This window comes from Sphingosinicella ginsenosidimutans (genome assembly GCF_007995055.1).
Classification (GTDB): Bacteria; Pseudomonadota; Alphaproteobacteria; order Sphingomonadales; family Sphingomonadaceae; genus Allosphingosinicella; species Allosphingosinicella ginsenosidimutans.
In genome coordinates this window covers 2,635,119-2,652,912 of record NZ_VOQQ01000001.1, presented here as the reverse complement: position 1 = coordinate 2,652,912, position 17,794 = coordinate 2,635,119, and the positions used below count along the sequence as shown (strand labels likewise).

At 67.3% G+C, this 17,794-nt stretch carries 17 protein-coding genes; 9 read left to right on the top strand and 8 right to left on the bottom strand.

The features are described 5' to 3' along the window. Positions 1-170 precede the first annotated feature (170 nt). A complete protein-coding gene (locus tag FRZ32_RS13175) occupies positions 171-743 on the bottom strand; it encodes a DUF805 domain-containing protein (RefSeq protein WP_147043944.1) in 573 nt (190 codons plus the stop codon). A gap of 144 nt (positions 744-887) precedes the next feature. Here FRZ32_RS13175 and FRZ32_RS13170 point away from each other — a divergent pair, with 144 nt between their 5' ends. Continuing rightward, positions 888-1,388, top strand: a complete 501-nt coding sequence (locus tag FRZ32_RS13170; protein WP_147043943.1) for an NUDIX hydrolase — start codon at positions 888-890, stop codon at positions 1,386-1,388. 64 nt (positions 1,389-1,452) lie between these two features. After that, the gene (locus tag FRZ32_RS13165; protein WP_147043942.1) at positions 1,453-2,571 is read left to right on the top strand and encodes a GGDEF domain-containing protein; all 1,119 of its coding nucleotides are present in this window, start codon (positions 1,453-1,455) and stop codon (positions 2,569-2,571) included. 25 nt (positions 2,572-2,596) lie between these two features. On the opposite strand, the gene FRZ32_RS13160 is transcribed toward FRZ32_RS13165, so the two are convergent. Continuing rightward, positions 2,597-4,393, bottom strand: coding sequence for an acyl-CoA dehydrogenase C-terminal domain-containing protein (locus FRZ32_RS13160; protein ID WP_147043941.1), 1,797 nt, complete (start codon positions 4,391-4,393; stop codon positions 2,597-2,599). A gap of 37 nt (positions 4,394-4,430) precedes the next feature. Beyond that, positions 4,431-4,856: a MerR family transcriptional regulator gene (locus FRZ32_RS13155; protein ID WP_147043940.1), complete on the bottom strand. Its 426-nt coding sequence runs from the start codon at positions 4,854-4,856 to the stop codon at positions 4,431-4,433. Positions 4,857-5,001: 145 nt separating this feature from the next. Here FRZ32_RS13155 and purF point away from each other — a divergent pair, with 145 nt between their 5' ends. Together purF and FRZ32_RS13145 are read left to right on the top strand one after the other, a co-directional pair. Then, positions 5,002-6,456, top strand: coding sequence for an amidophosphoribosyltransferase (gene purF / locus FRZ32_RS13150; protein WP_147043939.1), 1,455 nt, complete (start codon positions 5,002-5,004; stop codon positions 6,454-6,456). Positions 6,457-6,487: 31 nt separating this feature from the next. Beyond that, the gene (locus tag FRZ32_RS13145; RefSeq protein ID WP_147043938.1) at positions 6,488-7,195 is read left to right on the top strand and encodes an SDR family NAD(P)-dependent oxidoreductase; all 708 of its coding nucleotides are present in this window, start codon (positions 6,488-6,490) and stop codon (positions 7,193-7,195) included. On the opposite strand, the gene FRZ32_RS13140 is transcribed toward FRZ32_RS13145, so the two are convergent. From FRZ32_RS13140 to FRZ32_RS13120, 5 genes are all read right to left on the bottom strand, one after another. After that, positions 7,182-7,745 (bottom strand): TetR/AcrR family transcriptional regulator, encoded by a 564-nt coding sequence (locus FRZ32_RS13140; RefSeq protein ID WP_147043937.1) that lies wholly within the window; start codon positions 7,743-7,745, stop codon positions 7,182-7,184. The genes FRZ32_RS13145 and FRZ32_RS13140 overlap by 14 nt on opposite strands. A gap of 98 nt (positions 7,746-7,843) precedes the next feature. Further along, on the bottom strand, positions 7,844-9,109 hold the full coding sequence (locus FRZ32_RS13135; RefSeq protein ID WP_424141294.1) for a class I SAM-dependent methyltransferase: 1,266 nt from the start codon (positions 9,107-9,109) through the stop codon (positions 7,844-7,846). Between the two features lie 96 nt (positions 9,110-9,205). Beyond that, positions 9,206-9,682 carry a hypothetical protein gene (locus FRZ32_RS13130; protein WP_147043936.1) on the bottom strand — a complete coding sequence of 159 codons (477 nt, stop codon included), beginning with the start codon at positions 9,680-9,682 and terminating at the stop codon, positions 9,206-9,208. After that, the gene (locus FRZ32_RS13125; protein WP_147043935.1) at positions 9,679-10,701 is read right to left on the bottom strand and encodes a 2-oxoacid:ferredoxin oxidoreductase subunit beta; all 1,023 of its coding nucleotides are present in this window, start codon (positions 10,699-10,701) and stop codon (positions 9,679-9,681) included. Before FRZ32_RS13125 ends, FRZ32_RS13130 begins: the two co-directional genes overlap by 4 nt. A gap of 84 nt (positions 10,702-10,785) precedes the next feature. Then, on the bottom strand, positions 10,786-12,666 hold the full coding sequence (locus FRZ32_RS13120; RefSeq protein ID WP_147043934.1) for a 2-oxoacid:acceptor oxidoreductase subunit alpha: 1,881 nt from the start codon (positions 12,664-12,666) through the stop codon (positions 10,786-10,788). Between the two features lie 157 nt (positions 12,667-12,823). Between FRZ32_RS13120 and FRZ32_RS13115 the strand changes: the two genes are divergently transcribed. The 5 genes from FRZ32_RS13115 to FRZ32_RS13095 are packed head-to-tail and all read left to right on the top strand — an operon-like array spanning position 12,824 to position 17,787. Next, positions 12,824-13,297: an RNA pyrophosphohydrolase gene (locus tag FRZ32_RS13115; protein WP_147043933.1), complete on the top strand. Its 474-nt coding sequence runs from the start codon at positions 12,824-12,826 to the stop codon at positions 13,295-13,297. Positions 13,298-13,313: 16 nt separating this feature from the next. Then, positions 13,314-14,267, top strand: a complete 954-nt coding sequence (locus tag FRZ32_RS13110) for a DUF481 domain-containing protein (RefSeq protein ID WP_147043932.1) — start codon at positions 13,314-13,316, stop codon at positions 14,265-14,267. Positions 14,268-14,311: 44 nt separating this feature from the next. After that, positions 14,312-15,514 (top strand): hydrolase, encoded by a 1,203-nt coding sequence (locus FRZ32_RS13105; RefSeq protein WP_147043931.1) that lies wholly within the window; start codon positions 14,312-14,314, stop codon positions 15,512-15,514. Next, entirely contained in the window at positions 15,511-16,527 is a 1,017-nt protein-coding gene (locus FRZ32_RS13100; protein WP_147043930.1) for an arginine N-succinyltransferase, read from the top strand. Before FRZ32_RS13105 ends, FRZ32_RS13100 begins: the two co-directional genes overlap by 4 nt. A gap of 3 nt (positions 16,528-16,530) precedes the next feature. Then, positions 16,531-17,787 (top strand): N-succinylarginine dihydrolase, encoded by a 1,257-nt coding sequence (locus tag FRZ32_RS13095; protein WP_147043929.1) that lies wholly within the window; start codon positions 16,531-16,533, stop codon positions 17,785-17,787. Positions 17,788-17,794 lie beyond the last annotated feature (7 nt).

The following is a 17,794-nucleotide window of genomic DNA, read 5'->3' as shown; positions in this document are numbered from 1 at the left end:
GATTTCCGATCCCGGCAACACACTGAAACCGAACGATTTTCGCTTCGGCCTGTAGAACGAACGCTTGGTCGCGGAACGGCTTTTTGAGTCGAGCGCGTCTACCAATTCCGCCACAGGGGCACGGCCGACGCTCTAGGCGAGCCGGCCGCGCCCCGCAAGGCGGGCGGGAATCAGGAGAAGACGGCGGCCTGCACCCTGTTTTTGGGATCAGGGCCGTACCGGTTCGGCCCCGGCGTCCCGTCCAGGAACATGAAGACCAGCAGCATCAGCCCGAGCCCGAGGGCGCCGATCGCTGCGATGAAACCGATCATTACCGGCACCGCGGCGCCGTTCGTGCCACCCGACAGGGCCGATGCGCCCGCCATGCCGAACGCAAGGAAGGCGACACATTCGCAGGCGAGCGGTGCGAGCAGCCACCATCCCGATCGGTTGGTGTCGTGAAGCCGCCGCACCGCGACCGCGAGCGACGGAATGATCAGGAAGAGGCCGAGCAGCCCGTACAGGGCGAAAAGCAGCACGATGCCGATCCCCATGCCGGCGCCGGCCGCCACGGCGGTGCCCGGATCCTTGCCACCCACTCCCGTTCCGAGCGCAATTGCCGCACTGCCGGCAATGATGATGGTCAGGATCCAGAAGCTGACGGCAATCAGGAACTGGAAAACCACCCACATCCAATATTCCATCCGCCGCGACCGGCCCGAAAAATCGGCGTAGCGCTTCAGCGGCATCAGCATCCATTCCATGACAACCCCCTCGCTTGCCCTGTGGAGGGGGGCAGCCTCGTCCATCGCGCCTGGACAATCAAGATGGAGCGTCAACGCGAAAGCTGCGTTTGCCGCTCGCCGACGTGAGAGAAATTGCCGCAGTGACCAGGGGGATCGGTTGAAATGAGCGCGATGAGTGCCGGAATCATGCTTTGGCGACGGCGGGAAGCTGGCGTCGAGTTGCTTCTCGCGCATTTCGGCGGCCCGCTCTGGGCCCATCGGGACGAGGGCGCCTGGGCCATCCCCAAGGGAGCGGTCGAGCCCGGCGAGACCCCGGCGGCGGCTGCGCTCCGCGAATTCGCCGAGGAACTGGGCACGGTGCCGGCCGGCACACCGGTGCCGCTGGGCCGGATCCGGCAGGCCGGCGGCAAATGGGTCGAAGCCTTCGCGCTGGAGGGCGATCTCGACACCGCAACCGTCGTCAGCAACCGATTCGACCTTGAATGGCCGCCGCGCAGCGGGCGGATCCAGTCCTTTCCGGAGATCGATCGCGCCGCGTGGCTCGACCTCGCAACCGCGCGAGCGAAGATCCTCCCCAGCCAGCGCAGGCTTGTCGACCTGCTCGATGCCCATGTTGCCGGCTCGACCACCGGATCGGACGATTTTCGCTCCACGACGAGATAAGCGCTCCGCTTTGCGGCGCGCCGTGCTAGAGCAAGCGAAGAACCGGCTGGGGGGTTGGTTGAGTATGGCTTGGGGTGATCGCTTCGCGCGGTGGGCGCAACGTTTTGCTTCGACGGATGTCGCGCAGGCGGATTCGAGCCAGGAAATCGGCCCCGCGCCGCGCCGCGCGGTCGATCGGCATCGCGCGCTTTATACGCAGATCGGCGATTTCCTGTTCGCCCATGATCTCGATATCACCGCGCTGAACTTCGCCTTCGCGCAGGATCATGTCTCCGCAGACCCGGCCACGGTGCGTGCGGTCAATGCCGCGCTCGCCCAATATGGCTGCCTCACCAACGCCGTCGTCGAGGAAATCATCGCCGAACGCGATGCCGACAAGATCACGCCGGAAACGCTCGAGACCATGCTCGCGAAGGTTGAATCGCATCTCGCCGAGGTCATGGAAGTCACCGAAGGGTCGCGCGCCTCCGCCGACGATTACGGCACGCGCCTGAAGGAGCAGGTCGACGACATGGCGGAGAGTCCGGGCGGGTCGACGCCGGCGATCGAGAAGGTCATCGCGCTTACCCGCACGATGATCGAGACGATGCGCGCCGCCGAGGCGCGGCTGAAGGCGAGCCAGAAGGACGCGCGCGCGCTCCAGCGCAACCTGGAGGCGGCGCGCCGGGCGGCCGAGCAGGACTATCTGACCGGCCTTCCCAATCGCCGCGCCTTCGAGGCCGTCCTGAAGACCCGCGAAAGCCTCGCACGCGAGGGCGGCCGGCCGCTCGCCATCGCCTTTTGCGACCTCGATCATTTCAAGGCGATCAACGACAGCTACGGCCACGACACCGGTGACCGCGTCCTCCAGTTCGTCGCCTCCTTGCTGGCCCAGGTCTCCCACGATGGCTGCCACGTCGCGCGCCACGGCGGCGAGGAGTTCGCGATGCTGCTGGACGCCACGACAGAGGAGGCGGCACGGATCGTCGACGAGGCCCGCGACGACCTGTCGGCCCGCAAGCTCGTCAACCGCGACGATGGCGCCCGCCTGCCGCCCGTCAGCTTCTCCGCCGGCATCGCCGACGTGCTGGCCTATAGCGACGGCCGCGCCGCGCTGAAGGCGGCGGACGAGGCGCTCTATCTGGCGAAGCAGCAGGGCCGCAACCGCGTCTACATCGCCGCGCGGCCGGTGCAGGGAGGATAAGGCGACCGAGCCGCCCGGTTGCCCCCTAGAACGCCTCCACCGGCAACGCCATCAGGCTCTCCGATCCCGCCTCGATCTTGCGCCTGAGCGCATTGGTCTCCGGCATTACCTTTTCCGCGTAGAAGCGGGCGGTGGCGAGCTTGGTTTCGTGGAAGGCCCTGTCGTCGGTCCCGTTCGCCAGCGCCTCGGCGCTCGCCTTGGCCATGCGAAGCCACATCAGGCCGAGCGACAGATTTCCCATCAACTGCATGTAAGGATAGGAAGCGGCCCCCGCATTGTCGGGGTTCGTCATCGCATTCTGCATCAGCCAGAGCGAGGCGGTCTGCAGGTCGCCGAGCGCGCGCTCGACCGCGCCGGCGATGGTGGCGAGCTGTTCATCGCCTTTCGCCGCCGCCGCCTCTTCGCCGACAAGCTTGAAGAAGGCCTGGATCGCGCGGCCGCCGTCCTTGGGGAGCTTGCGGCCGATAAGGTCGAGCGCCTGGATGCCGTTCGTGCCTTCGTAGATCTGGGCGATGCGGGCATCGCGGACGAACTGCTCCATCCCCCATTCGCGGATATAGCCGTGGCCGCCATAGATCTGCTGCATCGCGACCGCGGTCTCGAAGCCGCGATCGGTGAGATAGCCCTTGATGACGGGGGTGAGCAGGCCGATCAGGTCGTCCGCCGCCTGGCGCTCCTCCTCGCTCTGCGCCTTGTGGGCGAGATCGACCTGGAGCGCGCCCCACAGGACGAGCGCGCGGGCGGCTTCGTTGAACGCCTTGGCCTCCAGCAGCATCCGGCGCACGTCCGGGTGGCGGATGATGAGATCGGCACGCACGTCGGCTTCACGCTCGGCGGGGTTCAGCGCGCGGCCCTGGCGACGGTCCTTCGCATAGGCAAGGCCGTTCTGATAGGCGACCTCGCCCTGCGCCAGGCCCTGCGCGCCGACGCCCAGCCGGGCGGCGTTCATCATGATGAACATCGCCTCCAGACCCTTTTCGGCGGTGCCGACCAGCCAGCCGGTCGCGCCGTCATAATTGAGCAGGCAGGTCGAATTGCCGTGGATGCCCATCTTCTCCTCGATCGATCCGCAGGAGACGGCGTTGCGCGCACCCAATGATCCGTCCTCGTTCACCAGGAACTTCGGCACGATGAAGAGCGAGATGCCCTTCACATTGTCGGGCGCGCCCGTGATCTTGGCGAGGACGAGGTGGATGATGTTTTCGGCAAGGTCGTGCTCGCCGGCCGAAATGAAGATTTTGGTTCCGGTGATCTTGTAGCTGCCGTCCGCCTGCGGCTCGGCGCGGGTCTTCAGCAGGCCGAGATCGGTGCCGGCCTGCGGCTCGGTAAGGTTCATCGTCCCGGTCCATTTGCCCGAGACCATGTTCGGCACATATTTGCGCTTCTGCTCGTCGGATCCCTTGACCAGCAGCGCCGCGATCGCGCCCTGCGTCAGGCCGGTATACATTTCGAACGCCTGGTTGGCGGAGAGGAAATATTCATTGACCGCGGTGGCGACGACGCTCGGCAGGTTCTGCCCGCCATATTCCTCCGGCGCGTGGAGCGTCGTCCAGCCGCCGGCGACGAACTGGTCCCAGGCCTCCTTGAAACCCGGCGGCGTGGTGACGCTGCCATCCTCGTGCCGGGTGCACCCCTCCTCGTCACCGACCCGGTTCAGCGGCGCCAGCACCTCCGCGGCGAAGCGGCCGCCTTCGTTCAGGATCGCCTCGATAAGGTCGGCCGTCGCATTTTCGAAGCCGGGCAGGTTCGAATAGCGATCGATCCCGAGCACCTGTTCCAGGATATAGCGCGTGTCGCGCACCGGCGCGGTATAGCTGGGCATCCGTTTCTCCCGTCTGGCCTTGTCCTGCGGCCCCTGGTCAATCGGCGGGGACGGTTTCGGCCGCCGCCACGATCGCGATGAATCGCTCGAGCTCGTCGATCGTCGCGTCGATATCGAGCTTCTGCTTCCTCAACTGCTCGGCCCGCGCGCGGCATTTTTCAAGCGTCACGCGCCGCTGCTCGTGCCGGCCGTCGCCGAGATCGTAGAGGTCGATCATCTCGCGGATGTCGGCAAGGCTGAAGCCGACCCTTTTGCCGCGCAGGATCCAGGCGAGCCGCGCGCGATCGCGCCACGAATAGATGCGCGCGAGCCCGACCCGTTGGGGACCGATCAGCCCCTCATCCTCATAGAAGCGCAGCGCGCGCGCAGTGACTCCGAACTCCTCGCACAGCTGCGTGATGGTATAGGTCCGCGTCGAGCGGTCCGACTGGCGGTAATCCGAATGGAGCGCGGTTTCCGTCATTCGGGGAGCCTATGTTACGTTGACGTTAGCGTCAACCTGGCGCCGCGCAGGCTGAGCCCGCTGCACTTTCTTGACAGGCAAGGGGCGACAGATCGCCCGCCCCTCCCTATATGCGCGCTCGACACCAGCGGACTCGCGGGAAGCAATGCTGACCACCCACCCATTCGACGACGACAAGCTGCGCGAGGAATGCGGCGTTTTCGGCATCTGGGGCGCGGACACCGCCGCCGCGGTGACCGCGCTGGGCCTCCACGCGCTCCAGCATCGCGGCCAGGAGGCGGCCGGCATCACCTCCTGGGACGGCCATGCCTTCCACAGCCATCGCGCAATGGGCCATGTGGCCGGCAATTTCGACAAGGATTCGGTGATTCGCGCCCTCGCCGGCCGCGCCTCGATCGGCCATGTCCGCTATTCGACGACCGGCGAAACGGCGCTGCGCAACGTTCAGCCGCTCTTCGCCGAGCTTGCGAGCGGCGGCTTCGCGATCGCCCATAACGGCAATATCTCGAATGCGATGCGGCTGCGGCGCGAGCTCAACCGGCGCGGCTCGATCTTCCAGTCGACCAGCGACACCGAGGTCATCATCCATCTGGTCGCGACATCGACCCAGCCGAGCCTGCTCGACCGGTTCATCGACGCGCTGAAGCAGGTCGAGGGGGCGTACAGCCTCGCCTGCCTCACCGAAGAGGGGCTGATCGCCTGCCGCGATCCGCTCGGCATCCGCCCGCTGGTGATGGGCCGGCTCGGCGAGGCCTATATCGTCGCCTCGGAGACGGTGGCGCTCGACGTGGTCGGCGCGACCTATCTGCGCTCGATCGAACCGGGCGAGTTGATCGTCGTTTCGGAACAGGGCGTCCGCTCGCTCCGTCCGTTCGCGCCGGAGCGGCCGCGGCCCTGCATTTTCGAGCATGTCTATTTCTCGCGGCCGGACAGCATCGTCGACGGCGCGTCGGTCTATTCGGTCCGCAAGGCGATCGGGGCCGAGCTGGCGCGCGAGAATGAGGTCGAGGCCGATTATGTCGTGCCCGTCCCCGATTCCGGCGTTCCGGCGGCGATCGGCTACGCACAGGAAAGCGGCATCCCGTTCGAGCTCGGCATCATCCGGTCCCACTATGTCGGGCGCACCTTCATCCAGCCGGGCGACCAGGTCCGGCACCTGGGAGTGAAGCTCAAGCACAACGCCAATTCGGCCCTGATCGCGGGCAAGCGGCTGGTGCTCATCGACGATTCGATCGTGCGCGGCACGACCAGCCTCAAGATCGTCCAGATGCTGCGCGAAGCGGGGGCGCGCGAAGTGCATATGCGGATCGCCAGCCCTCCCACGCGCCATTCCTGCTTCTACGGGGTCGACACGCCCGAGCGGAAGAAGCTGCTCGCCGCGCAGATGAGCGTTGCCGAAATGAACGCCTATATCAAGGCGGACAGCCTCGCCTTCCTGTCGATGGACGGCCTCTATCGCGCGCTCGGCGAAGATGGGCGCGAGGCGGCAGACCCGCGCTATTGCGACGCCTGCTTCTCCGGCGATTATCCGACTCGCCTCACCGATCAGGAAGATCTTCAGCAGCATGGCGAGCTGCTGCCGGCGGCGAATTACGGTTGATCTTGGCCGGCAGCCCGGCGAAGGGCGGCGCATGACAAAATTTCTGGATGGAAAGCTCGCCCTCGTCACCGGCGCGAGCCGGGGAATCGGCGCCGCGAGCGCAGAGGCGTTTGCCAGGGCCGGCGCCCATGTGATCCTCACCGCGCGCTCGGCGGACGATCTCGAAGCGGTGGAAGAGCGGATCCACGCCGCCGGCGGGAGCGCGACGATCGCCCCGCTCGACCTGACGGCGGCGGACGGCATCGCTAGGCTCGCCGCGGCGGTGCGCGAGCGGTGGGAGACGCTGGACGTCCTGATGCTCAACGCCGCGATGCTCGGCTCGCTCACCCCGGTGCAGCAGATCGACGGCAAGGAGCTCAACCGCGTATTCACGCTGAACCTGCTCGCTCAGCAGGCGATGATCGCGGCTTTCGATCCGATGCTCCGAAAGAGCGCCGCCGGCCGCCTGATCGCGGTGACGTCGAGCGTCGCCCGCACGCCGCGGGCTTATTGGGGTGCCTATGGCGCGTCCAAGGCGGCGCTCGAGACGCTCGTGCTCAGCTACGCGCAGGAAGTCGGCAACCTCACGCCGATCAAGGCGGCAATCGTCGATCCCGGCGCGACCGCGACCCGGATGCGGGCGCTGGCCTATCCCGGCGAAGACCCCGCGACGCTCAAGCCGCCGGAAGCGGTGGCGGAGGCGCTGATCGCCCTGCTCCGTGACGATTTCGAGACCGGATACCGGCTCAGCGTCGGCTGAGCCCTTCGACCAGCCAGGCGAGCGTGAGCCCGGGCCCGCGCGCATAATCTTCCGGATCGCCCGGCGCGCGCATCAGCGCGGCGATACGCAGCGCGTGGAGCGTTCGCGCGATATTATGGGCATGGGCGCCGCCCACCGGCCAGGCCGAGGCGACGAGCGTGGTGAGCACGAGCTCGCGCCGCTCATCCGCCTTGGCGACCAGCGCTGCGATCTCGGGATCGTCCGCGGCGAGCATCCGGATTCCCGTCTCCATGCCGGCATCGCCGGGTGCCGGGCGCCAGGCCTCGTCGAGCCGCTCGCGAGCCCCTGCCCCGCTCGCCGCGTTACGCGCCTGAACCTCGGCTTCCGCCTCGATCCAGAAGCGGACGACGGCCAGCCTGAGCTCAGCGATCGTCCGGAAATGGTGGTAGAACGAGCCCTTGGTCCGCCGCGCCCGCTTGCACAGCGTGTCGATGGTCAGCGCCTTCGGCCCGTCCCGCCGGAGCGCATCGACGCCGAGCGCAATCCAGTCGTCATACTTAAGGGTATGGGGGCTGATTTTTCCGGTCATCACACCATGCTAATCGGTATGGTATTGTGCCGCAAGGCCATACCCCGCGGTCTGCCCGACCTCGATATACAATGAGGGATGCCATTTAAGTTATTGTTTTAGCGTTTCACAAGCGTGACCTGGGAGACGTCGATCCCGCCCCCGCGAAAGCCTCCCTCACAATACATGAGGTAGTAGCGCCACAGATCGTGGAACGGCTCGTCGAAGCCGGCGGGCAACCGCCCCTCGCGGACCGCATCGTCATAGCGCGCCCGCCAGCGCTTCAGCGTTTCGGCATAGTGACGGCCATAACCCTTCCGATCGCGCCATTCGAGCCCCGCCGCCGCGGCAATTCTCGCGAACCGCTCCTCCTCGATCAGCAGTCCTCCGGGGAAGATATAGGTCTGGATGAAATCGGCATTGGCGGCATAGCCGTCGAACAGGTCGGCGCGCATCGAGATGAGCTGAAGGCTGGCCCTGCCCCCGGGCTTCAGCGCGCGTGCGATCGCCTCCAGGTAAGCGGGCCAATATTCCTGACCCACCGCCTCGACCATTTCCACGCTCGCCACCGCATCGAAGGTGCCCTCGACGTCGCGATAGTCGACGAGCTGGATGTCGGCCTTGTCCGCCAGCCCCGCGGCGGCGAGGCGCCTTTCGGCATAGGCCTTCTGCTCCTCCGAAAGGGTGATGCCGGTGACGTGGACGCCATGATCACGCGCCGCGATCTCCGCCAGCGCGCCCCAGCCACAGCCGATTTCGAGCAGTCGCTGCCCGGGTTTCAGATCGAGGCGGTCGAGCAGCAGGCGGATCTTGCGCGCCTGGGCAGCCTCGAGCGGCTCATCGCCAGTGATCGGCTCGGCGAAGATCGCGCTCGAATAGGTCATGCTGGGGTCGAGCCATGCGGCGTAGAAATCGTTCCCGAGATCGTAATGGTGGGCGATATTCGCGCGGGCGTGACGACGATCATTGGCGCGAAGCGCGTGGGCGATGCGGTTGACCAGCTTCCACGGCCCGTGCGCGCGCCCCGTTTCGCCGAGCGTCGCGGCGTTGCGGGAGAAGAGTTCGAACAAGGCGACCGGATCGCGGCTCGACCATTCGCCGCGCGTCCAGGCCTTGTACCAGCCGACCGAGCCGGACGTCACGATGCGCACGATCGCACGCCAGCTTTCCAGCGCGACGGCCGCCACGGGCCCCTCGCCCCGGCCGCCCAGCGTTCGCATCGACCCGTCCGGAAGCGTCGCGTCAAGGCGCCCTTCGGCCAGGCCGGCGTCGATCCGGTCGAGCACGCGCCTGAATCCGCCCGCAAAGAGGCGCGCGGCAAGATCGCCGCCGGTGGCGAAGCCCCGGTCCGCCGCGACCAGATGTTTCCCCCGTTGCAGCGTCACGAGGGGCTTAATGATGCGCGGCGGCGGCGGAGGCAAGAGCCGATGGACGCCGCTGCCGGTGACGTCATGGCGTCGAGGCGGGGGCCGCAAGGCGGTTCAGACCGAAAAGCAGGCCCGGTCGCCATAGACTCGGCTTCGCGCTGGTGCGGCCACATGCGCGTTGCGGAGCGTCGCAAGGTCGACGCAGATCGGCGTGCGCCCGCCGACCGCGCTCGGCGCGATCGTCACCCAGCGGGCCTGCCAGGGCGAACCGGCCGCGCCGGGCCAGACCAGCAGGACCGGGCGATAGCCGGCGGCCGGCGGCGCTTCGAGATGGAGGCGCGCGGTGAAGCCGGAGCGCACCCGCGGTCCGCTGATCGTCCGGACGCGGCGAAGCACCGCGTCGACATCGACATCCATGCAGACCTGGCCGCTCGTGCAGGGCGCGCCGACGACTCGATAGCCGCGCCATTCTCCCACGACGACCAGCGACGCAGGCGACTGCGGCGGCGGCGTTGGCGTTGGCGTTGGCGTTGGCGTGGCCGGAGTCGACGCGGCCAGCGCGGCAGCAAGCGCAAGCAACGGGGTGCTCACGCCTTGCGCGGCTCCTTCTCGACCTCCCAGGTCTGGCCCTTGGACACCAGCGCCTGCAGATCGGCATTCTTGCCGGCGGCCGCCTCTTCATTCTGGGCGAGCACCGCGCTTTCGAAGGTGGGGCGCGGATCGTCGTAGATGACGCCCAAGGCCATCGGGAAGCTGCCGATCGGCATGTCGATCAGCATATGGGCGACGGCCTTGTTCGCCGGATCGTGGACGATCACGCCGGCCGACTGCCAATCGCCGTCCGCGACCTCGACCACCTTGAGGTTGAGCGCCTCGCGATCGAGGGTCAGGCCCTTGCTGCCATTGTCGAACAGCATCGGTTCGCCGGCCTTCAGCCAGAGCTGCCGGCCGCTATTCTCCTTCGCGGTGAACGGCGCGAAGACGTCGTCATTATAGACGATGCAGTTCTGGAAAATCTCGACGAAGGCCGCGCCCTTGTGGGCGTGGGCCGCCTTGAGCACGTCGGGCAGATATTTGCTGACGTCGATCGCGCGGGCAACGAAGCGGGCACCCGATCCAAGCGCATAGGCGCAGGGCCGAACCGGCCGATCGACCGATCCGAAGGGCGTCGAGGGCGATCGCGTGCCGACCCGGCTCGTGGGAGAATATTGGCCTTTTGTAAGGCCATAAATCTCATTGTTGAAAAGCAATATCTGGCAATCGAGGTTGCGTCGGAGGAGGTGCATCGTGTGGTTGCCGCCGATCGACAGCGCATCGCCGTCGCCGGTGATGATCCACACGTCGAGGTCCGGATTGGCGAGCTTCACCCCTGTCGCGATCGCCGGCGCACGCCCGTGGATCGTGTGGAAGCCGTAGGTTTCCATATAATAGGGAAAGCGGCTCGAGCAGCCGATGCCGGAGATGAACACCGTGCGCGACGGATCGGCGCCGAGGTCGGGCATGGTGCGCTGCACCGCCTTCAGGATCGCATAATCGCCGCAACCCGGGCACCAGCGCACCTCCTGGTCGGTCGCGAAATCCTTGGCGGTAAGCTTGGTCATGTCGTTCATTTCGAAGCAGCTTTCAGCGCAGATAATAGATCACGGCGAGCACCAGGACGAGGAGCACCACGAGCGGGATAAGGCGCGGGGGGCTCATCCCAGCGCGGCTTCGATCGCCGCCTCGATCTCGGCGATCTTGAAGGGTTGGCCGGAGACCTTGTTCACCGGCCGCGCATCGACGAGATACTGGTCGCGAAGCAGCGTCTTGAGCTGGCCATTGTTCATTTCTGGAACGATGATCCGGCCATAAGACCTTAAAAGATCACCCAGATTCTTCGGAAGAGGCCAGATGTGGCGGAGATGGACATGGGCGACGTCCGTCCCCCGCCCGCGCGCGCGGCGCACCGCCTGGTGGATGGGGCCGTAAGTGGATCCCCAGCCGACCACCGCCAGCCTTGCCCCCGCCTCGCCGAGGCAGGGCGCGATCTCCGGGATCGAATCCGCGACGCCGAGCACCTTGGCCGCGCGGATGTCGGTCATCGCCTGGTGGTTGGGCGGCGCATAATCGATATGGCCGGTGTCGACATTCTTCTCGATGCCGCCGATCCGGTGCATGAGGCCCGGCGTGCCCGGTTTGATCCAGACCCGGGCGAGCTTCTCGTCGCGGGCATAGGGGTTGACCGCCTCGCCCTCCGCAGGCACGCTTGTGTGGAATGCAACCGGGAAGGCCGCGTAGCCCGCCATGTCCGGCACTCGCCAGGGTTCGGCCGCGTTGGCGATATAGCCATCGGTCAGGAGCATGACCGGGGTCATGTATTGGACGGCGATGCGGACCGCCTCGATCGCGCAATCGAACGCGTCGGCCGGCGATCGCGCGGCGACGACCGGCATCGGCGCGTCGCCGTTGCGCCCGTAGACGGCCTGGTAGAGATCGGATTGCTCGGTCTTGGTCGGGAGGCCCGTCGAAGGCCCGCCGCGCTGCGAATTGACGATGACGAGCGGCAGCTCGGTCATGATCGCGAGGCCCATCGCCTCGCCCTTGAGCGCGATTCCGGGCCCCGAAGAGGAGGTGACGCCGAGCGACCCGGCGAAGCTCGCGCCGATCGACGCGGCGATCGCAGCGATCTCGTCTTCCGCCTGGAAGGTCGTGACGCCATATTCCTTGAGGCGCGAGAGATGGTGCAGGATCGCGCTCGCCGGCGTGATCGGATAGCCGCCGAAGAACATCGGCAGCCCGGCCAGCCGCGCACCGGCGACCAGCCCCAGCGAGATCGCCTCGGCGCCGGTCACGGTCCGGTACAGGCCGGGCGCGACGGGGGCGGCGGCGATATGATGCTGGGCGAACTGGCCGGAAAGCTCGGCGGTCTCGCCATAGGCATGACCCGCGTTCAGGGCCGCGATGTTCGCCTCGGCAAGCTCGGGCGCCTTGGCGAACTTGGTCCGCAGCCAATCGACGATCGGCTGGCGATCGCGATCGAACATCCACAGCGCGAGGCCGAGCGTCCACATGTTCTTGCAGCGCAGGGCTTCCTTGTTGCCGAGCCCGAACGGCTTCACCGCATCGAGGGTGAGCTGCGAGATGTTGAGCCGCATCACCTGCCAGCGGGCGAGCGTGTCGTCGTCGAGCGGATTGGCCTCGTAACCCGCCTTGGCGAGGTTGCGGGTGGAAAATTCTCCTTCGTCCGCGATCACGAGTCCGCCCGGCTTCAGCTGATCGACATTCACCTTCAATGCCGCCGGGTTCATCGCGACCAGCACGTCCGGTGCATCGCCGGCGGTGTCGATCGCGGCCGATCCGAAATTGATCTGGAAGGCCGAGACGCCGAAGGTCGTCCCCTGCGGCGCGCGGATCTCGGCCGGGAAATCGGGGAAGGTCGACAGGTCGTTGCCGGCCAGCGCGGTCGACAAGGTGAACTGCCCGCCGGTAAGCTGCATGCCATCGCCGCTGTCACCGGCGAAGCGGACGACGACGGCTTCTGGCGATTCGGTGGAGCGGGATTCTTCGGGTGTGACGAAATGTCTGGCCGTGGCCAATGTCGCTGTCCTTCGAGACTCGGTGTGCGAAAAGCCTAGACCCGCGCACGGGCCGCCACAACGCCTAGACCCGCTCGCGGGCCGCTACAACAGTGGCGAAGACGGTATGGATGCCTAGATAGGGTTTCTCGAATCGCTTGTGAACAAGGAGCCTGCGTTGGACAAGGCCGCCCTGCCCTATCGCCCCGCCGCGGGGGTGATGCTGCTCAACGCCGCCGGCCAAGTGTTCGTCGCCCAGCGCCTCGATTCGACGCTCGAGGCCTGGCAGATGCCACAGGGCGGGCTCGATCCCGGCGAGGATCCGTTGACCGGCGCCCTGCGCGAGCTCGAGGAGGAAACCGGGATCGCCCCCGACAAGGTCGAGATCATCGCCCGCGCCGAGGAGGAGCTCACCTACGATCTGCCGGACGATCTTCTCGGCAAGATGTGGCAGGGCCGGTGGCGCGGCCAGCGCCAGACCTGGTTTCTCGCGCGATTTACCGGCACCGACGATGACGTGAATCTCGACACCGCCGAGCCCGAATTCCGCGCCTGGAAGTGGACCGATCCGAAAAATCTTCCTTTGATTATCGTCCCTTTCAAGAAAAAGCTGTACGAGGATCTCCTCCAGATTTTCGCCGAATGGCTCTGATTCGATGAGGCCGATGATGATCGTCCCCGCGCTTGCCCTGTCGCTCGCCCTTGTCGGCACGCCAGCCGCCGCTGCCGAAGACGACCAGCCGCCGACCGCCGCCTCGGTCGCCACGCCGCCGCAGGCCGCGGACCAGGAACTGCCGCCGGCGGTGCAGGCGATGGTCAACGATGCGCTGACCAGCGGATCGGATGCCGAGCTCGCCGCGGTGGTGAAGTTCGCCCGGCGCGCCTATCCCGCCCAGGCGAGCGCGCTCGATTCGCAGGTCGCCGCCCGTGCCGCCCGCCGCGCCGCCGAGGCCCGTGCGCGGATCGCCGCGGCGGGCCCGTTGGAGAACTGGCACGGCCGCGCCGAGGTGGGCGCGACGCGGAGCACCGGCAATGTCGACAATTTCGGGCTCTACGGCTCGCTCGGCGTGACTCGCGAGGGACTGCGCTGGACTCACCAGGTCCGCGCGAGCGCGAATGTGCAGGAAACCGACGGGGTGCGCACGCAGGAGCAGCTGCTCGCCGCCTATGAACCGCGCTACAAGGTTAACGACCGGCTCTCGACCTACGGCCTTCTCCAGGCCGAACGGAACCCCTTCCTCGGCTTCGACGCGCGCTACTCTGCCTCGCTCGGACTCGGCTATGCGGTGCTCAAGGGACAGCACGTCACCGTCAACCTCCAGGGCGGACCGGCCTTCCGGATCGAGGAGGAGGTGACCGGCGAGAACGAGCACGGCTTTTCGGGTCGCGCCGCGCTCGATGCGCGGCTCCAGCTCCGACCGGGAGTCGCGCTCACCCAGAACGCGACCGCCTTCCTTGACGTCGAAGGCAATACCTTCACCTCGGCGACCGGGCTGGAGGCGCAGCTCGTGGGCCGGCTTTCCGCGCGCCTTTCCTATAACGTGCAATATGAAAGCAAGCCGACCGACGGCCTGACCGGGACCGATACGCAGAGCCGGATCAGCCTCGTCTACGGCTTCTAGCCCCGGGGGTTCCGGCCGCGTCGGATCGCGGCTAGGAAGCGTGGATGCTGGAGAGGGTCGAACAGGAAATCGTCGCGCGCGCGGCCGATGCGCCGATGCTCGATCAGGTGACGGCCTGGGCGGCGATCAATAGCGGTTCGCGCAACCTTGCGGGCCTGGCCGCGGTCGCGCGGCGCCTTGCCGACGCCTTCTCCGCCCTTCCCGGCGAGATGAGCCTGCGCGATGCCGCGCCGGTCGAGGCGATGGCGACGGACGGCACGCTCTCTCCCGTCGCCTACGGCCAGAATCTCCACGTCAAGGTGCGGCCCGAGGCTCCGATCCAGCTTCTCTTCACCGGCCACATGGACACGGTCTTCGCTGTCGATCACCCGTTCCAGACGGTTTTCTGGCGCGACGAGGGCGTGCTCGGCGGCCCCGGTGTCGCGGACATGAAGAGCGGCCTTGCGGTCATGCTCGCGGCGCTCACGGCAATCGAGGCGATCGGCGTCCCGCAGCTCGGCTACGAAATCGTCGTCAACAGCGACGAGGAGATCGGCTCGGCCGGCTCCGCGCCGCTGATCGCCGAGGCGGCGCGCGGCAAGAAGGCGGCGCTGACCTATGAGCCCTCGGCGCTTCCCGACGGCACCCTCGCCGGAGCGCGGCCGGGCAGCGGCAATTTCTCGATCCGTATCGAAGGCCGCGCCGCCCATGCCGGCCGCAACCCGGAGGAGGGGCGCAATGCCCTCCTTGCCGCCGCGGATCTGGCGCTCCGGCTTGCCGCCGGGAAGAATCCGGGGCTCAAGGTCAATCCGGCGAAGATCGACGGCGGCGGCCCCAACAATGTGGTGCCGGACCGAGCCGTGCTGCGCGTGAACCTCCGGCCGACGTCTCCGGCCGACGAGGCGCGCGCCCGCGCCCTGATCGACGAGGCTGTCGCGGCGGTCGCCGCGGCGCATGAGGTCGAGGTTCACGTCCACGGCGGATTCGGCCGCCCGCCCAAGCCGATGGACGCGAAGGCCCGAAGCCTGTTCGAGCTCGTCCGCCGCTGCGGCGCCGATCTCGGCCAGGATATCAGCTGGCGCGACACCGGCGGGGTGTGCGACGGCAACAATATTGCGGCATGCGGCGTACCGGTGGTCGACACGATGGGCGCGCGCGGCGGTTCGATCCATTCGGACCAGGAATATCTGATCACGGCGAGCCTTGCGGAACGGGCGCAGCTTTCGGCATTGACCGTGCTCAGGCTCGCTCATGGGGGGAATTTGTGAGTTTCAGGGTGCGGCCCGCGCGGGTCGATGATCTCGACGCGCTTTACGATCTTGCCACGTTGACCGGCGGCGGCTTCACAAATCTTCCGGCGGATCGCAGCACGCTCGGCGCGAAGCTCGAGAAATCCCGCGCCGCCTTCGCCCGCGGCGAAACGCCGCCCGCCGGCGATCTCTTCGTCTTCGTCCTCGAGGATGCGAAGACCGGGGCGATCCTCGGCACCTGCCAGGTGTTCAGCCGGATCGGGGTCGAACAGCCCTTCTATTCCTACCGGATCAGCAAGCTGACCCAGGTCTCGCCGGAGCTCGGCAAGACATTCAACACCGAAATGCTGACCTTGTGCACCGACTTCAACGAATGTTCGGAAGTCGGCGGCCTGTTCCTCCATCCGGAGGCGCGATCGGGCGGGCTTGGTGTGCTGCTCGCGCGCAGTCGTTACCTGTTCATCCGCCGCAACCGCCCGCGCTTCGCCGACAAGGTCGTGGCCGAATTGCGAGGGGTGATCGACGAAGCGGGCGGCTCGCCCTTCTGGGATGCGATCGCGGGCAAGTTTTTCGGCATGGATTTCAAGGAGGCCGATGCCTTCAATGGCGCCCACGGCACCCAGTTCATCGCCGATCTGATGCCCAAGACGCCGATCTACACCGCGATGCTGCCGCCCGAGGCGGTCGCGGTGATGCGTCAGCCCCACCCGACCGGCCGTGCCGCGATGCGGATGCTGGAGCAGGAGGGATTCAGCGGCGAAGGCTATATCGACATTTTCGACGGCGGCCCGACCATGTCGGTCGCGACCGATTCCATCCGCACGCTCAGGCACGCGAAGGAGCTGACCGTCGCCGGGATCGTCGATTCCCATGGCGCGCCGGTCATGCTCGCGGCCGCTGGCGGCCTGGACGATTTCGCGAGCGGCTGGGCGCATGTCGCGATCGACGGCGACACCGCCACGATCGATGCGGACAGCGCCGCCGCCCTCGGCGTTGCCGTGGGCGATCGGCTGCTCGCGGCGGAGCGCTAGGCGGTGGCGCTGGTCGAGATCAGTTTCGACGGCATCGTCGGCCCCAGCCACAATTATTCGGGCCTTTCCTTCGGCAATCTCGCGGCCACCGCCAACAAGGGGCAGACCGCCTATCCGCGCGCGGCGGCGCTCCAGGGCGTCGAGAAGATGCGACGCAATCTCGCGCTGGGGCTGAAGCAGGGCATCTTCCTGCCGCACCGTCGGCCGGATCATCGCTGGCTCGCCGCGCTTGGCGCCACGATCGCCGAGGCCGATCCTGTCCTGCGCGCGGCCGCCTGCTCTGCCTCGTCCATGTGGGCAGCCAATGCAGCGACGGTCTCGCCGGCGCCCGATACGGCGGATGGGCGCTGCCACCTCACCGTCGCCAATCTGTCGACGATGGCGCATCGCAGCCACGAATGGCCCGAAACGCTCGCCCAGCTCCGCCTCGCCTTCGCCGACGCCGCCCATTTCGCGGTCCACGATCCGGTCCCACCCACCTTCGGCGACGAGGGCGCGGCCAATCATATGCGGCTCGCCGAGCGGCATGACGCGCCGGGCGTCGAAATCTTCGTCTATGGCGTTCGTGGCGGCGCCTTTCCCGCGCGCCAGCATGTCGAGGCGAGCCGGGCGCTGGCGCGGCTGAACCGGCTCGATCCCGCACGCACGCTCTTCGTGCAGCAGTCCGAGGCGGCGATCGCGGCCGGCGCGTTCCACAACGATGTCGTCGCCGTCGCCAACGAGACGGTCCTCTTCGCCCATGAACAGGCATTCGAGGACAAGGCGACCTTCTATGCGGACCTTCGGCGGCTGCTTCCCGCAGTCGAGATCGTCGAGGTCCCGGCAAGCCTGGTCAGCCTCGAGGACGCGGTCCGCTCCTATCTCTTCAATGCCCAGCTCGTGAGCCTGCCCGAAGGCGGCATGGCGCTCATCCTTCCGGGCGAAGCACGCGAGACGCCGCGGGTCTGGTCATGGCTGGAGGCGCTGGTCGCCGGCAACGGCCCGATCCGCCGCCTCGAAGTGGTCGATGTGCGCCAGTCCATGGCGAATGGCGGCGGCCCGGCCTGCCTGCGTCTTCGCGTGGTTTGCGATCCGGCGACGGTCGATCCGCGCTTTCTGGTCGACGACGCGAGGCTCGACGCCATCGCCGGATGTATCGAGACTTGTTGGCCCGAGGCGATCGGCCCCGACGATCTCGCCGATCCGGGCCTGTGGCCCCGGATCGAGGCCGCGCGCGCCGAATTGCTCGGCCTGCTAAAGCTGGGCGAAATCGATCGCTAGCACGATC

Excerpts from the sequence above, each read along its gene's own strand:
- FRZ32_RS13175 (WP_147043944.1), bottom strand. The coding sequence starts at position 743 with ATGGAATGGATGCTGATGCCGCTGAAGCGCTACGCCGATTTTTCGGGC.
- FRZ32_RS13170 (WP_147043943.1), top strand. The coding sequence starts at position 888 with ATGAGCGCGATGAGTGCCGGAATCATGCTTTGGCGACGGCGGGAAGCT.
- FRZ32_RS13165 (WP_147043942.1), top strand. The coding sequence starts at position 1,453 with ATGGCTTGGGGTGATCGCTTCGCGCGGTGGGCGCAACGTTTTGCTTCG.
- FRZ32_RS13160 (WP_147043941.1), bottom strand. The coding sequence starts at position 4,393 with ATGCCCAGCTATACCGCGCCGGTGCGCGACACGCGCTATATCCTGGAA.
- FRZ32_RS13155 (WP_147043940.1), bottom strand. The coding sequence starts at position 4,856 with ATGACGGAAACCGCGCTCCATTCGGATTACCGCCAGTCGGACCGCTCG.
- purF (WP_147043939.1), top strand. The coding sequence starts at position 5,002 with ATGCTGACCACCCACCCATTCGACGACGACAAGCTGCGCGAGGAATGC.
- FRZ32_RS13145 (WP_147043938.1), top strand. The coding sequence starts at position 6,488 with ATGACAAAATTTCTGGATGGAAAGCTCGCCCTCGTCACCGGCGCGAGC.
- FRZ32_RS13140 (WP_147043937.1), bottom strand. The coding sequence starts at position 7,745 with ATGACCGGAAAAATCAGCCCCCATACCCTTAAGTATGACGACTGGATT.
- FRZ32_RS13125 (WP_147043935.1), bottom strand. The coding sequence starts at position 10,701 with ATGAACGACATGACCAAGCTTACCGCCAAGGATTTCGCGACCGACCAG.
- FRZ32_RS13110 (WP_147043932.1), top strand. The coding sequence starts at position 13,314 with ATGATCGTCCCCGCGCTTGCCCTGTCGCTCGCCCTTGTCGGCACGCCA.
- FRZ32_RS13105 (WP_147043931.1), top strand. The coding sequence starts at position 14,312 with ATGCTGGAGAGGGTCGAACAGGAAATCGTCGCGCGCGCGGCCGATGCG.